Below are 14,586 nucleotides of genomic sequence, written 5' to 3' on the forward strand. Positions count from 1 at the left end.
ATTATAAAATGAAATTGATAATTTTGGAAATAGCTAAACCACTCAAAAGCCTGTAAATTGTTAGTTATGAAAAGAATAATATGTTTTACCGTTGGATCTCTACTTTTCAGTGCCATTTATCTGCAAGGTTGCATAAATAGTGGAAGTACCCTAGAACAGCGGGAAAAAGAGTCCTCGGTCCCGATATCATCTAATTTTGATTCACTGGAGTATTATTTTATGGATATTGATTTATTTAAAATAGGTGAATTGGAGGACAAAAAGAATAAATCTGAGAAAGAGCGTCTTTTGTTATCAATATTGGAAGATGATAAGTTGGATCTTTCCCTTTTATCTCATTTGAAGAATATAGGATATGTTAGAGGCTCACTGGATCAATCTCTCTATAGTACTGTCGACTCACTATTTTTCTTAAAAACAAGAACCGATCATGTCGACACCTCTTGTATTTATGAATTTCGAGATATCCTTGTGTTCTATAAAAATAAGCAATGCATGGGGATCGCTAAGATCTGTTTTGATTGTAAAGCTATGGTTTCATGGAGCGAAAAACCAAATTTCGCAGGTTTCGGTGATTGGGAAGATTACGATAAATTGTATCTTTTACTCAAGAAAAAGTAAAATTTCATCAATAAATAAGCGAAACCATCCTGAGATGGTGAAAGAAAATAAGGTAGTAAAAATTCATCCGAAAATAACATATGTTTAAAATGAAACAAGTAATAAAAATCGTATTTATAGGACTATTCTTGACATTGTCTTTAAGCTCTTGTAGCGAGAAACTAAGTGGAAAGGATCAATCGTCCTTTGATAGTTCTCGTAAAAAAGTAGAAGCAAAGCTGAATGATAAAGAAAAAGCGAACTTGGAAAAGGCCTTGCGAGTGGCATTATCCGAAGCGATGTGGCTCAAAATGAATGAACCTGAAAAGTATCATGAAGAATCAATAAACCATATATCGTTAGGTCTGATCGATGGCAAATCTTACGGTGCTGTATTGGACCTGGCCGATGATATCCTTCAAAAGCAGCAGGAACGGAAAATAGTGCATCTTCAACAAGAAATAGATAGTTTGCAAAAGCAGAAATCTGAATTTGAACGGGTAAAAAAAGACCTGGCCGTCTTTCAATTGGAACCTATTGAATTGGATCTCGAAGATTTTTTTGGCGAGTCTGTCCCAAGAATCATTGTAAGTATGAAGTATATAGGCAAACAGCCGCTAACAGGAAGTCAAGGTTTTTCGTATGTACTGAAAAAACGGTCTTCACAAGCTATTATCAGCGACGAGCAATCTATTTTTGGCGAATCTGACAGTGTACTCCAGCCAGGTGAATCCCGGGTCAACACGATCGTTTTTAATCAGCAAAAAAAAGAGTATCCTAAACTTTGGAACTTCGCTAACTATCCCGTCAAAGGAATCAACCTGGCAGACTACGATTTGGAATTGATTGTGACAACACAATCCATCAAATCCAATGATCGGGAGACGGTTCTTCCAAAAAGTAGTGTAACGCTGATCAATGAAAATTTAAAGAAATTGGAAGATGAAATCACCGCATTAAAGAAGGAGAATATTAGCCTTGACGATCTGCAATTGACCTAGTTTTTATCATCCATTCGCCTATTCTGTGCTGTGAAAATTATTTAAAAGGATCCGATAGCACCTTTAATTTATAGGTTATTCGGTCAACGTTGACAACCTGACGAATTTTAGATTAGACGAAACAAATAGGGAGCCGATAGTAACATCAGCTCTCTATGTATTCGTAATTCTCGGAATAATCGTAAACAGCTCCTTTTGTTTATAATTCCGATTACAGGTGTACGTTTATTTCTTGTCCCACCAAACTTTCGATAGGAAGGAGTCGCCATTTGTCATTCGTGCCGCAGCTTCCTTGAGATTCGACGCGTTCAGCTCAGCCTCTTCACTGGAATAAATCGCCCGACGTGGTATTTGTCCGTTGGTGGAACCTGGGTTAGGACCGGGGGTTAATCGAGGATATCCCGTACGTCGCCACTCAGCAAATGCTTCCATATCTCTGCCAAATAGGTGAATCCACTTTTGTGTCGCTATTTTCTCCATCTTCTGTTCGTCAGTCAGACTGTTTAAACTTAATATAGGTTCGTAGGAAGTTGGAATTGCCGCCATATTGTAGGGCGGAAGCGCCAACGCAGCTTTCACCCCTTCTGTAAAGAATGTTTGGGCATTGGCACTTGTAGCTCCCCAGCCTAATAGAGCCGCTTCGGCTTTGTAGAAACAGATATCCGAATAAGTAAAAGCATAACTCGGAATTGGAGCAAAGCTAAGACTAAACCAAGTTGATTTATTCGCTGTTGAATAATTGGCTCGAATCAATTGGGATAGTTGATTATCGGTCAGCGAGACCCCAATGCCCTGATAGGTTGCCGTACCATTGACATTGACTGGTTCGGCAAGTAGTGGAAGCCTAGGGTCGTTGTATTCTTTTAGTTTATCGACTAATGTATTGGCAAGATAACGTAGATCGGCACTTCCTGTTGTCATTTGACGCAGGATAGGGTTTTGGTTTTCAGCTTGAGCATCGTTGTAAGTCGGCACAGCCGCGTTGTCACTGTTGCTACTGAATAGACCTACTGTGGAGGTCATCGCTTCGGTAACCGTTTTCTGCGCCAAAGAAGGATTGGCGTACCGCAAGCGTATGCCGAGCTTTAGTTTGAGTGAATTGCCAAATTTTTTCCATTTGTCAATGCTGCCTTTGTAAAAGAAATCTGAGGAGCCGTAAGACAGGTCTCCGCTGGTCAGCCTCGCAATAGCAGCATCGACTTTTTGAATGAGTGCCGGATAGATATCTTCTTGCTTGTCAAATTTGGGTGTACGGTTAATTTCCTTAGTGGATTTTGTAATCTCGGAGTAGGGGATATCCCCAAACAAGTCTGTAAGGCGTTGATAGAGGTAGGCTTCATAAAGTTCGGCAATAGCCAGTTTACTCCTGCCTTCTGCATTGTCTTCCTTGCCGCTCAATTCTTGTTTAATCTGAACGATATTGCGGAGCAAGGTGTAATGCTGTGACCAAATAAGATTTTCGGGTCCTTCAAAATATCGAGATACAGGTACTACCGGCCCCCCCGCCCAATGTTGGATCCAAGAGCCGAACTTGTTGTTGGGTAGTTCTCCAGACTCCTGAAAAGTACCATCACGTAGAACGCGGGCTATCAGTAAGGAAGGATCTACAGTGGTGACAGATGTTGGGGGCGTGTTGATTCGTTCGAAATCTTTGGTACAGGAACCTAGTCCAGCCACAGAAAAAAGTCCGACGATGAATGTATTTTTAAATAGTTTCTTTTTCATGATAATAGGTTTACAGGCCAACAGTGAGGTTAATACCGAATGTGCGCATCATTGGAAGGGACGTTGATTCTATACCGATGGAGCTATTGTTTACGTTGAAAGCAGAAGCTTCTGGTGAAAATCCATCCGTTTTCCGTTGAAAGTAAAAGAGGTTACGTCCATACACGCCCAATTTTAGCGAGCTGACGAGTTTATGCGGCATCAGTTTCTTCGGGAAAGAATACGAAAGACTGATTTCGCGCATGGCAATATAGCTCATATCATTGATCATTTCTTCGGATACCATGACCTCTTTGTCACTCGCAACCATGTTCCAATAATCTTGTGCGGCGACCTGCTTACTATTTTTTGTTCCTGTGCTTGTCCAATTGCCTGATCCATCTTTTTGTCCCACGATCCCCTCGGCAATGTAGCTGCCATCACGTCCTTCTAAGGTCTTTTTAGAAGTACCATAAATAATCTGCTCACGGTTCGATTGGGAGAAGATCACACCGCCCTGGCGGATGTCGACAAGCGCATATAGATTGAAACCTTTATATTTAAAGGTATTGGCAAAACCTCCCAGCCAGTCGGGTTGCGCATTGCCAAGATCAGTTTCTACACGCCCAGCTGTGCGCAAAGGCAGCCCAGTCGTAGGATCGATCAATCTATTTCCCTGCTCATCTTTGATCCATGCAAACTGTGTCCCAATGAGCTGGCCAAATGGTTTTCCGACCTCCGCAACCACATTTATCCCGCGGTCTGTAGCGAGTAAAAAGCTTTCTACACCGGGATAGAGTGATTCTACTTTATTTCGGTTGCGGTTGTAATTGAAGGTGGTATTCCATTCAAAACCCGATTCGCTTTTGATTGGTGTTGCTCCCAAGACAAATTCAATACCTCTGTTGCTAATTTCTCCAGCGTTGATCCTGTTTTTTACATAGAGACTGGAAGGGGCGATTGGTACGTCCAGAATCTGATTCTTTGTCTTGGCCTGATAGTAGGTAAAAGAGAACGAAAGTCTGTTTTTCAGAAATCGCAGATCTGCCCCAGCTTCGATCGACGTGGTCAATTCGTTTTTCAAATTCGGATCAGGAATAATTTCTGTATACGAAGCCATCGGTACACCACCGTGGGTGTACTGGTTGAGACTATAGGCTCCTGTCAGCTGATAAGGGTTTCCTGAACTCCCTGCTTGTGCCCAAGAGGCCCTGATTTTAGCAAAAGACAGGGCTTCAGACTGCCATTTGAAAGCATCCGATAAGACCAAACTGGAGCTTACCGAAGGATAAAAGAACGAATTATTTTCCTTTGAAAGAGTCGAAGACCAGTCGTTACGGGCGGAGAAATCAACAAACCAATAGTCTTTGTAACTGAATTGACCCGATAGATAAGCCGAATTAATCTTGGACTCGATCAGGTCAAATATGTAACTATTTGTCGTGGTGTTATTGATTACAAAGAGATTGGGAACAATAAATTGATTGCCCGAGTTGCCGGTCATACGCAAATACCTACTTTGATGGCTGGCCCCTAAGTTGGCACTGAGTTTAATATCGTCGGTCAATTTAAAGTTAGAACTGGCCAAAACATCAAAATTGTCTTCGCGGGCTCTGATGACCTCTTCTCGGATGTCGCCTTTTCGGTTTAGACTCTGGTAGGTATTAATGGGGCGGTAGCGGAACCGTTGATCGGTATAGAAGTCGGTCCCTCCAGTCGCTGTAACCTTAAGCCAAGGAGCGAAGTCGTAACTTAGACGGAGCAAGCCTATAATACGGTCCCGCCGGTCTTCGTTGTGGTTTTCATGAATGGTCCAAAAGGGGTTGGCAGTAGAACTATTGGTGGCATATGTTTTCTCCAATCCTTCCGTCAATCCAGAAAATCCGAGCTGTCTACTAATCTCCTGTGCGGTCCATTTATACTGGGCCATGATGTCGTTGCCCAAGCTTCGCGGCTGGCTGATGAATAGGTAAGCCGGGTTGTCTGCAGCATCGGCCAATGTAGGCCGGTTCTGTCCCTTTTGGGCGATATAGTTGGCCTTGATGTCGATATGAAATTTATCGGTTATTTTGGCTTGGGTACGTAAACCGAAATTGTTTCTCTTTAACGTATTGGTGGGGATATACCCCTTTACATCTGTATTGGCAAATGAAAAACGGTAGTTTACTTTGTCGGTTCCGCCATCGATACTAAGGTTGTTGACAAACTGTTTCTCTGTTTGAAAAAATGACGAGTAGGTATCTGGCTTTGGTGTTAACTGTAAGATGTTGCCATAAGCGTCTTCATAAGTCTGACCTTCCATTTTTGCACCCCAGCTAGCCCGTGTTGTACGGTCACGTCCAGCACTCATTTTAGGCATACCACTGTAGCCATTTTTCAGGGCCTCACTCATGGAGACAATTGTGCCGTCATCTTTTCTGAAGTGTGTAAATGTACCATTCAAGCCTTGGCCATAGACATTCTGAAAATCAGGTAATACCAAGCCATTGCCCAATGAAAAATCTGTACCATAACTAAAGCGGGTTTTACCAGCTTTCCCAGATTTAGTTGTGATCAAGATAACGCCGTTACTTCCTCGCTGACCATAGAGGGCTGCAGCGTTTGGGCCTTTCAATACCGACATGGTTTCGATGTCTTCGGGATTGATGTTTCCGATTCCGTCACCATAATCGGTTCCCCCAGATTGGTTTGGAGATGAAATGTTTTGATTATCAATCGGTACTCCATCAACAACATAGAGCGGCTGGCTATTACCGATAAGTGAGTTGTTACCACGTATCACGACCTTGGATGAACCTCCGGCACCGGATGCCGCGCGGCTCACCTGCACGCCGGCAACTTTACCCGATAGAGCATTCGCCACATTGGTTTCCTTGCCCTGCGTCAGCTCGTCGCCTTTGAGTTCAGCGACCGTATAACCGAGCGCTTTTTTTTCGCGTTTGATACCAAGCGCTGTAACGACAACCTCCTGTAGGTTTTGCGCACTCGATTCCAAACTGATATTGATCGCTAGCTTGTCTCTTTCTGTAATGGTGTAATCCAAAAGTTCTCTGCTTTTAAAACCGATAGACGATACGCTGATCTGGTAGCCCTGTCCAGCGGGAATCTGGTCGAGTGAAAAAGTTCCGTCAGGCCTGCTGGTTGTTGTTTTTTTCATTCCGCTCGTCGCATTACGTATGGTAACCGTCGCCGAAGGAATGGGCTTCCCAGTTTCATCTTTGATTACTCCATTAATAGAAGCATTTTGTTGGGCATTAGCAAGAAGATAGCTTGTTGACAAAAGCCCCATGAGGCCAAGACGCAGTGCCCAGCTTACGTCGGCTCGAATGTTGGATCTCAACAATAGCATAGTCAGGATACTATGCTTGGAAGGTAAATAATTGTGCATAATTTGTGGGTTAATTAAGTGAATTTTATTCGGTTTGTACATGGATGGTTATGCTATGAAGTGCTTGGATATCAGTCAACACGCTGATGTAGGCTGATGCTGTATTTTTATACGTTCCACTATAATATTTATCTTGAATATCTTTGGGATCAAAACTCAGCCGCACTGCATAATTATGGCTGATGATATGAAGCACATCTTGTAAGGGGAGGTTTTTAAAGATCAATTGTTCCGATGTTTTTAGATAAGATCCCCGTTTACTGGATTGAGAAGCATTGATTCGGGTCTCAGCAATAATCTGTTGCTGTTTCCGGTCAATGCTGATTTCCTCATTGGGTAGAAACTGCAGATTTAAGGATTGTTCATTTCGGTAACCTGTATCGCTTTTGACTTCAATACGACCTTCATATAGTTTTATCTTCGTAATCGCGGTACCCTCTTCGTCGACGCTGAAAACGGTGCCAAGTGCCGTTGTTGTCAAACCTGCCGAATGAACTCGGAAGGGCTTGGTCTTATCCTTTGCCACAGTAAATTTGGCTTTGCCTTTTAATAGAATTTCTCGCGAGCTAATCCGTGTGAAATCTGAACAGAATTTTACTTCAGAATTGGGGTATAGTTCGATCGTAGATCCGTCTGGAACTGCAATTTGTTGAATGGTATTACCTGAATTGATATAATATAAATTACTTGGTTGCTCCTGCGATGTGGGCTGGACTTTCTTCGCGCTACGGTATGCGGTGGTATGTTTAGGAGAATCGATTTGGGTTAACCCCAGCCAAGCTCCGATTCCAATGAAGATAATAATGGCAGCATATTTTAACCAGTTAAATCGATCCTTGTTTTTTTGCCCTATTTGTTTGAAAATATGCGCTTTTATTTCTTTTTGGTTTTTAAAATCCGAATCCACCTCATATTCTTGCCATTCCGCATCTGGCATAAGATCCTCCCAATAAAACTCGTTATTAGCTAGCGCGTTTTCTATGGCCGCAATTTCTTCCGCATTGGCTTTACCGCTTAGGTAATTGTCGATCAATTCTTTTGTAATCTTCATCTAATAAGATTACGATCGAAAATGAGGTAGCCCCCAATGAAATTAAAAAATAATTTGCACCAGTATACTGAACAATAAAGCCTTGCGAATGGTTTTTAGTGCTAGCGTTAGTTGGTTTTCTACGGTTTTCGTCGATATGGCTAGCTTTTTAGCAATTTCTTGATGCGAAAGATTGGAAAACCGGCTTAGCATAAAGATCTCCCTGCGTTTCTTTGGTAATTTATCGACAATTTCATGGAGTGTGGATGAAAGTTGTTTGGCATAAAAATCATCATGAGGACTATGCCGCAAGACAACTGTCTGATCGTGATCCAAAAGTTTCTTTCGATTATACTCTGCTTTGACCAAATCAATCACTACTGTTCGGGTGATACAGAATATCTGGGATTCTATGCTGGAATCAATATTTTTGTCACGCATATTTTTCCAGAGTTTGATAAATACACGCTGCATAGTTTCTTCGGCTAGATAAGAAGATTTGGTTTTGTTGAGCGCATATTGGTATACTTTGGAACTCCATAGGTCAAAGTATTCCTCAAATCTTCGGACAATAGACGCATAATTGATTTCCATAGTGTAGGCTTGGAATAAATGAATTTAGCGATAATGCGCTTTCGCTCCAAGTTTTTTAAAAAATATTTTGCCTCTTTTCTTAGTGGATGAGATTTGTTTTCTGAATGATCTTCGATGTATGGTTATAGACTCTCAATTGGATATTAGTTCCTTGATTGGATTGATTTAGGAATACGATGTTCCCTTTCTGGTTGACATTCAGTGTGTATGTTTTGTTCTTCTCCATCTCAATCTCCCCTGATTCATTCAAAATTTTTATCCGACCAATCGACATTTTTTTAGCCGCAATGGAAAATGGACTGGCATCTTCGGCTGAGATGGCTAAGGAACTATGTGCGGGGATTGATGTATTGATATACAAAGAGCCTTTTTCTTTTTTTTCTATCCGCTGAAAGGTGCAAGACTGGAGGGCAATAAAAAATAGAAAGACGGAAAATAATTTCATAAATAAGGCTATTTTTTTTATATAGGATTTAATCATGCATCATACCGGAGGTTTTTCCTACTACATTGGAGTAATCTAACTCCAATGTGGTGGGAAAAACCAGTTAAGGTCTTAAAAATACAAAAAAATCATAATGACTTATTAATAGAAATGGAGTATTTCGGATATCTGTATACGATCGTTGTGTATTTATTCGCTAGTTCGGTATTTATACCTCTTCTTGGGCGTTTTGATACGTATGTTTCGAATCTTGTATTTGGACTGGCACAAAGTTTGAATTTTACCCTGCTGTAATACATAAATTATTCACATTAACACATCGACGTATGAAAAAATTAATTCAAACACTGGGACTAAGTATGCTTATTTTAACGGTATTAGTAGGTTTTACATCATGTAGCAAAGATGATGATCCGGCCGACAACGATCTTTTTGTTGGTAAATATGAAGGCACGATCTCGTATGATGATATAAATAACAATGACAATGATGTTGCCGCTGCAGAAGGGACAGTTACCGTAACAAAAGTTGGCGATACCTATAATTTCGCTTTTGGTAACGGCATTCCAAATCTCAACGGCGTAGACTTTGAAAAAAAGGATAACGTCTTGGTCAACATTGGTTCGGCAGGTACAGGAGTTATCCGTATTGATGCCGGTAAATTGACAATTGGTTATACAAAAGACAGCAAGGTATGGACGGCCAATTGTAACCGGAAATAATACAAAGAATAGAAAGCGCCTGTTTACTAAGTGAATGTTGTGAAATTAACATTTTATAACATTATTTTTTAAACGATTAGCTGTACGATACTGTTCTATTAATAAACAATAAAAGGAAAATAATTATGAGCGAATTAACATGGAAAGGCCGTTGGAACGAAATCAAAGGTAAGGTAAAACAACAATATGCAGATCTTACTGATGATGATTTATTGTATGCCGAGGGTAAAGAAGACGAGTTGGTTGGTAAACTTCAAAAGAAGACCGGTAAAACACAAGATGAGGTAAATAAGTGGTTAAATGATTTGTAGGTTTAATTTTGTGTGATAAGAAAGCGGATAACAGTATTGTTATCCGCTTTTTTTGTAGATAAGTTTTATGCAGCTATTTTCGTCTTTCCGACAAGTTTTCCTGGTCATTGGAATAAAGTGTATATACTATACGGAGTGATGTAGCATTTTTTAGGAATATTCTCTATTTGATTTAGTCGTCACTTTAATTTATATTTGGGTAATCAATTTATGAACCGATAAAATTTTTAATTCTTTAAAATGTGCTTAATGCCTGTTTAATATAAGTTGAATATTTTTGCGACTGACTAGGAAAAACCATGAGTGATACTAAAGAAATATTTTTACTGAATGTACGGCTCAAAGAAGGGGATCATAACGCTTTTATGGAAGTTTATGAGAAGTATAATAGAGGAATATATCACTTTATAAAAAAGTTTATTCAAGATACAGATACAATTGATGATATTATCCACGATGCATTTCTCAACCTTTGGAAATATAGATCAAATATCAAAAATAACCTATCGCTACAAGCTTATCTTTATCGAATTTCGAGGAATATTATATTCAAACATCTGAAAGAAAAAATAAGGTCTGCTGAAGCAATCCTGGAGACTTCAAGTGACAATCAGTCTTTTGATAATTCGCCATCTGCTGATTATTCACTTGAAAGTAGTGAGTATGATAAAATTTATGAATTGGCCATCGGTCAATTGCCGCCGCAGCGCAAGCGTATTTTTTTGATGTCTAGAGAAGAGGGCTTGAGCTATAAGGAAATTGCAGACCATTTAAAAATTTCGCCCAACACGGTAAAAGAGCATATGTCCTTGGCAATGAAAACTATTCGTGAATATATTGCCAAGGATCATGGCATTATCTATGCGCTTCTTTTTCTGTATACTTTAGGTCGCTGATCTCCAATGACCTGTTTTCTGAGCGCTTTGATCAATTAAATTTTAATTGGCCGGAACGATTTATATGGAATCCTGTATTTTAATCGAACTGAAAAACTTTTTAATAGGAGAGGAGATTAGTTGATTTTAAATGTAGCAAGTACGGGAAAATGGTCAGATTCTTTATTTGCCCAGGTATACACCGAATATGCTTTTGGACTAATTGCATTAATGGGAGCATATAAGAGGTAGTCTATTGTTCGATTTGCACCCGTCGTTGGAAATGTGAATTGATCGCAGTTTCCATTTAGGCAGCCCAAGGAAAAGTATTTACGTAAAATATCCATCGGATTAGAGGTCGGGAGACAATTCAAGTCAGCTCCTATGATAACAGGTTTATCAAAAGACTTTGCCAATGTGACAAAGTCATTCGCTTGTTTGATCCGATTTCTCTCGTCACTTAAATGATCAAAATGTGTGCTGATAAAGTAAAATGCTTTGTTGTTTTTTTCTATTAAAATTCTGGCCACCGACCTGCGTTCACCACCTAATGTGGGATCTACTTCCAAATTATAAGCAACTTGTTCTTTTATGGGGAGCTTACTAAGTACAGCGTCGCCATATTCACCGTTTTGTGTGTTTATAGCTTTGGCAAAGAAATAATTCATACCTGTTAACAAGGCAAGTTCTTTTGCAATATCGCCATTGTTTTTGTTTCGATCGGTAAATTTATCCACTTCTTGCAGTGCCAGTAGGTCGGGGTCGGCACGCTTTATAACCTCTGCGATTACTTTAAGATCAGGTATCCCGCCAGTTCGGGCTCCATAGATATTATAGGTCATTACTTTTACCGTTGTTTCCTTTTTTTCCGGTTCAAGGGAAGGTGAATCGGATGAACTTTTGCTACAGGAAAAATGGAGTATTGCCAAACAGGCTACGATATAGTGTCTCATGTTATTTTGCTGTGTGTATGTTGTTAAAGCTGCTCCAAAATTTACTGGAGCAGCCTTTAATGGTTCATTAAAATGCTTCAAGTTCAGCTATGGCAGTTGTATCGCCATTCCCCGCACTGTTAAGTACCGTGACTTTAAAATACTTTGCATTTGTGCTTTTCTCAAAATACATGGTAGCCGCCGTTTCATCGGAGGATGCTGCGATGATAAAAATACCAGCACTCTTCCAGGTTTGACCATCTGTACTTGTTTCTATTTGTACGGTCTTAGGAAATAGATAGGCATTGCTAGTTCCCGTTCTTCCATATAACTTTAGACCATGGAGGATTTGTTCGTTTGCCATGGCAATGGTTACATGATGTGGGTGTGTTGGACGCCAACCGTTCACCCTTCTATAGGTAGAGAGCCAGCATGTTGTTTTATCGCCATCGATACAATAAGGTGCCCTTCCACCAATGGCATCATAATCATCGTCCGAGAAGTCGATTATTTTCCATCCTGTCAATGGTATGGGAGGGAAAGGATTGTTCTCGTATACACCATTTACAATGTAATAGGTCGTCTGTAATCCTTTTGTAACTGGGAGTTCTGGTGATACGTTCTTTATACTTATAGGAATAATATACGATTTTGTACCACCTAGTTTTATGGCATTGACCCTGAGCTTAGCCGAATTGCTACCGCCAAAGTTTCGGTCAATTTCTACTGTGGGATTTTCGAGGTCATAACTTCCGGCAGGTGGTAATTCGTAATTGCTGTTATTTTGATTATTGTATTCGGCCACTTTACTTGCGTCAACCGCCAGTTCTATGCTGATCTTCTGTGAGAGTTTGTCTAATCCACCATATCCTGCACCAATAGCAGTCTCAACCCATTCATCTTTTATATTGTATGATTGGAGGATAGCGCCATTAGTTGCCGATTGTAGATAGACATTTCCATATTGCTTTGAATTTTCGATGTTCAACTCGGGCTCTTTACATGCCTGTAATAAGGATAATATCGATAAGCATAAAATAACGCTGCGGTATCTACAGCGATTTATATGTTGTATTATATTGATTTTTTTCATGGTGACTACGGGAATTAATTTTACCAGCCTGGATTTTGAACTAAATTGATGTTACGTTGGATTTCGGTCTGTGGTATTGGAAATAAATAGAAGCTTTTACGGAAAACACGAGTTTCGAATTTTGTTCTCTTAAAAAATGCCATATCCGTATTGGAAGTTCCTGCCTCGACGTTCATTCCATAAAATGGTCCCCCATCTGTTTGTTCGGCAATTTTCCAACGACGGGTATCGAAATAACGCAAATGTTCCATTGTAAGCTCTATCCGCCTCTCTATTCTGATCTGTTGCCTCATTTCAGCTTGGTTAAGTCCTGTGCTGAGTGGAGGAATACCACCTCTTAAACGAATCTGATTTAAATATTTTAAGATATCAGCATGTCCCGGATTATATTCATTTAAAGCCTCGACATAGTTAAGTAGGATTTCCGCGTAACGCATCATTACCAGTGAACGTGCTACGTTGTTTTGGGTAGGGTGGTAGGTTGGTGATATATTTTTCCGAAACAAATAACCAGTTTCTGAGTAATCGTGTGATCCACCTTTTCCTGATTCACCAGAGTAATATAACTGTACTTCACGTACACCAAGACTTGAAGTTGTATTTATCCAGTCGCTACCACTATAAGTTATGGCTGCATAAAAGCGTGGCTCCCTATTAATGTACATATTGAAAGTAGATTTTGACCTTGTGGCTCCCGGAGGCGTGAAAGTACTGAAACCAGATTCTGTATATCCGCTTGTTGTATTTATTTTAGGGCTTCCATCACTTGCATACCCAGTGATCGGAGATTCTCCGTTGGCCATTCTGTAGGTATCGACCAGCTGTTGTGTGGGGCCCATAGAGGCATATCCGCTAGCTAAACGTGGTGTACAGGACCTTTGGTAACTACCGAGATTGTTTGAATTTCGAGCGAGTATCCATTCGATATTCCAAGAATCGAGGAATACATCCCTGTAGGAGAGAAAACCGTCTACGGAACCATCACCTTTTGTTTTCTTATATAATCCAAGCTTTCCCGAAGATTCAGCGTAATCTATAATTACTTTCGCCGCCTCGGCCGCTTTTTTCCATTTGCTATGGTCAGATGTCGGGTTAAATAGCGCTTTCCCATCTTTGTTTAACACACCGTTAAAATCTGGATTACCATTGAAAAGTGGACTTGCTGCATATAGGAGCAGTTTGCTCTTGATCGCTCGGCAAAGCACCTTGCTTGCCCGACCCATATCATTTTCAAGCACATTGTCCCCGGAATAGTAATGTTCTATATCAAGATCGGTTTCAGCCTGATTCAATTCAGATACGATATAGTCTACACATTCGTCGTATGAACTCCTCGGTATTTGCATCGCTGGATCGGTAAGCGGGAGGTCCGGATCTATTTCCTGATCGCCAAGTAAAATAACGGGCCCGTATTGCTTGAGCAGTTCTGCGTAGAAAAATGCACGCAGAAACCGGGCTTCTGCTTTTCTTCTCTTGATGAAATTCTGACCTTCGCGGTCCTCAAGGATTTGTTTGTTACCTTCGATGTTATTGATAAAAGTCGTGGCTGTTCGAATTCCCTTGTAGTAGTGTTCCCAGAAATTCCAATAATTTGAGGAAGCATTCCAGTTTCCAAGGTTTACGCGGAAAGGATTATTCCGTTGCGATACATCGTTGTCATCAGAAAGTACATCCCATGGCGTGTCGTTGGTACGGTGGGCCTCATCGCGGATATAACTATAGGTGTTTGCCAGCCATTTTTCTGAAAGATCCCTTCTGTTAAAAACCTCCTCAAGTGAAAGTCTATCATCGGGTACTTGGTCTAGATAATCTTTACTACACGATATATGGAATGTAAACAGAGCAGTTATCAGGGTGCTATATATAATATTTTTAAATACTGTTTTCATTT

General features: G+C 40.4%; 13 protein-coding genes. 5 read left to right on the forward strand and 8 right to left on the reverse strand.

Features of this window, described 5'->3' with window-relative positions; all coding sequences use genetic code 11:
• Positions 1-66 precede the first annotated feature (66 nt).
• Positions 67-621: a hypothetical protein gene (locus tag B4Z90_RS11080; RefSeq protein WP_286752533.1), complete on the forward strand. Its 555-nt coding sequence runs from the start codon at positions 67-69 to the stop codon at positions 619-621.
• Positions 622-710: 89 nt separating this feature from the next.
• The gene (locus tag B4Z90_RS11085) at positions 711-1,601 is read left to right on the forward strand and encodes a DUF6694 family lipoprotein (protein ID WP_286802199.1); all 891 of its coding nucleotides are present in this window, start codon (positions 711-713) and stop codon (positions 1,599-1,601) included.
• 225 nt (positions 1,602-1,826) lie between these two features.
• Here the strand turns inward: B4Z90_RS11085 and B4Z90_RS11090 are convergent, their stop codons facing one another.
• From B4Z90_RS11090 to B4Z90_RS11110, 5 genes are all read right to left on the reverse strand, one after another.
• Positions 1,827-3,326: a SusD/RagB family nutrient-binding outer membrane lipoprotein gene (locus tag B4Z90_RS11090; RefSeq protein ID WP_286802200.1), complete on the reverse strand. Its 1,500-nt coding sequence runs from the start codon at positions 3,324-3,326 to the stop codon at positions 1,827-1,829.
• A 10-nt stretch (positions 3,327-3,336) separates the two neighbouring features.
• On the reverse strand, positions 3,337-6,693 hold the full coding sequence (locus B4Z90_RS11095; protein ID WP_286802201.1) for a SusC/RagA family TonB-linked outer membrane protein: 3,357 nt from the start codon (positions 6,691-6,693) through the stop codon (positions 3,337-3,339).
• A 25-nt stretch (positions 6,694-6,718) separates the two neighbouring features.
• The gene (locus B4Z90_RS11100; protein ID WP_286802202.1) at positions 6,719-7,744 is read right to left on the reverse strand and encodes a FecR family protein; all 1,026 of its coding nucleotides are present in this window, start codon (positions 7,742-7,744) and stop codon (positions 6,719-6,721) included.
• 42 nt (positions 7,745-7,786) lie between these two features.
• Positions 7,787-8,317, reverse strand: coding sequence for a sigma-70 family RNA polymerase sigma factor (locus B4Z90_RS11105; RefSeq protein WP_286802203.1), 531 nt, complete (start codon positions 8,315-8,317; stop codon positions 7,787-7,789).
• 79 nt (positions 8,318-8,396) lie between these two features.
• The gene (locus B4Z90_RS11110) at positions 8,397-8,762 is read right to left on the reverse strand and encodes a hypothetical protein (protein WP_286752539.1); all 366 of its coding nucleotides are present in this window, start codon (positions 8,760-8,762) and stop codon (positions 8,397-8,399) included.
• A 326-nt stretch (positions 8,763-9,088) separates the two neighbouring features.
• Here B4Z90_RS11110 and B4Z90_RS11115 point away from each other — a divergent pair, with 326 nt between their 5' ends.
• From B4Z90_RS11115 to B4Z90_RS11125, 3 genes are all read left to right on the forward strand, one after another.
• Positions 9,089-9,484: a hypothetical protein gene (locus B4Z90_RS11115; RefSeq protein WP_286802204.1), complete on the forward strand. Its 396-nt coding sequence runs from the start codon at positions 9,089-9,091 to the stop codon at positions 9,482-9,484.
• Positions 9,485-9,609: 125 nt separating this feature from the next.
• On the forward strand, positions 9,610-9,795 hold the full coding sequence (locus B4Z90_RS11120) for a CsbD family protein (RefSeq protein WP_046672091.1): 186 nt from the start codon (positions 9,610-9,612) through the stop codon (positions 9,793-9,795).
• Positions 9,796-10,094: 299 nt separating this feature from the next.
• Positions 10,095-10,691, forward strand: coding sequence for an RNA polymerase sigma factor (locus B4Z90_RS11125; RefSeq protein WP_286802205.1), 597 nt, complete (start codon positions 10,095-10,097; stop codon positions 10,689-10,691).
• A gap of 116 nt (positions 10,692-10,807) precedes the next feature.
• Here B4Z90_RS11125 and B4Z90_RS11130 read toward each other — a convergent pair whose 3' ends face one another.
• The 3 genes from B4Z90_RS11130 to B4Z90_RS11140 all read right to left on the reverse strand — a co-directional run bounded on the left by B4Z90_RS11130 (position 10,808) and on the right by B4Z90_RS11140 (position 14,584).
• Positions 10,808-11,623 (reverse strand): endonuclease/exonuclease/phosphatase family protein, encoded by an 816-nt coding sequence (locus B4Z90_RS11130; RefSeq protein ID WP_286802206.1) that lies wholly within the window; start codon positions 11,621-11,623, stop codon positions 10,808-10,810.
• A 67-nt stretch (positions 11,624-11,690) separates the two neighbouring features.
• Positions 11,691-12,590, reverse strand: a complete 900-nt coding sequence (locus tag B4Z90_RS11135; protein WP_286802207.1) for a BT_3987 domain-containing protein — start codon at positions 12,588-12,590, stop codon at positions 11,691-11,693.
• Positions 12,591-12,715: 125 nt separating this feature from the next.
• Positions 12,716-14,584 (reverse strand): RagB/SusD family nutrient uptake outer membrane protein, encoded by a 1,869-nt coding sequence (locus B4Z90_RS11140; protein WP_286802208.1) that lies wholly within the window; start codon positions 14,582-14,584, stop codon positions 12,716-12,718.
• Positions 14,585-14,586 lie beyond the last annotated feature (2 nt).

Source organism: Sphingobacterium sp. UBA5639 (genome assembly GCF_002421245.1).
GTDB lineage: Bacteria > Bacteroidota > Bacteroidia > Sphingobacteriales > Sphingobacteriaceae > Sphingobacterium > Sphingobacterium multivorum.

What these genes read in the sequence shown, in the direction of transcription:
- B4Z90_RS11080 (WP_286752533.1), top strand. Translation starts at nt 67, where the DNA reads ATGAAAAGAATAATATGTTTTACCGTTGGATCTCTACTTTTCAGTGCC.
- B4Z90_RS11085 (WP_286802199.1), top strand. Translation starts at nt 711, where the DNA reads ATGAAACAAGTAATAAAAATCGTATTTATAGGACTATTCTTGACATTG.
- B4Z90_RS11090 (WP_286802200.1), bottom strand. Translation starts at nt 3,326, where the DNA reads ATGAAAAAGAAACTATTTAAAAATACATTCATCGTCGGACTTTTTTCT.
- B4Z90_RS11095 (WP_286802201.1), bottom strand. Translation starts at nt 6,693, where the DNA reads ATGCACAATTATTTACCTTCCAAGCATAGTATCCTGACTATGCTATTG.
- B4Z90_RS11100 (WP_286802202.1), bottom strand. Translation starts at nt 7,744, where the DNA reads ATGAAGATTACAAAAGAATTGATCGACAATTACCTAAGCGGTAAAGCC.
- B4Z90_RS11105 (WP_286802203.1), bottom strand. Translation starts at nt 8,317, where the DNA reads ATGGAAATCAATTATGCGTCTATTGTCCGAAGATTTGAGGAATACTTT.
- B4Z90_RS11110 (WP_286752539.1), bottom strand. Translation starts at nt 8,762, where the DNA reads ATGAAATTATTTTCCGTCTTTCTATTTTTTATTGCCCTCCAGTCTTGC.
- B4Z90_RS11115 (WP_286802204.1), top strand. Translation starts at nt 9,089, where the DNA reads ATGAAAAAATTAATTCAAACACTGGGACTAAGTATGCTTATTTTAACG.
- B4Z90_RS11120 (WP_046672091.1), top strand. Translation starts at nt 9,610, where the DNA reads ATGAGCGAATTAACATGGAAAGGCCGTTGGAACGAAATCAAAGGTAAG.
- B4Z90_RS11125 (WP_286802205.1), top strand. Translation starts at nt 10,095, where the DNA reads ATGAGTGATACTAAAGAAATATTTTTACTGAATGTACGGCTCAAAGAA.
- B4Z90_RS11130 (WP_286802206.1), bottom strand. Translation starts at nt 11,623, where the DNA reads ATGAGACACTATATCGTAGCCTGTTTGGCAATACTCCATTTTTCCTGT.
- B4Z90_RS11140 (WP_286802208.1), bottom strand. Translation starts at nt 14,584, where the DNA reads ATGAAAACAGTATTTAAAAATATTATATATAGCACCCTGATAACTGCT.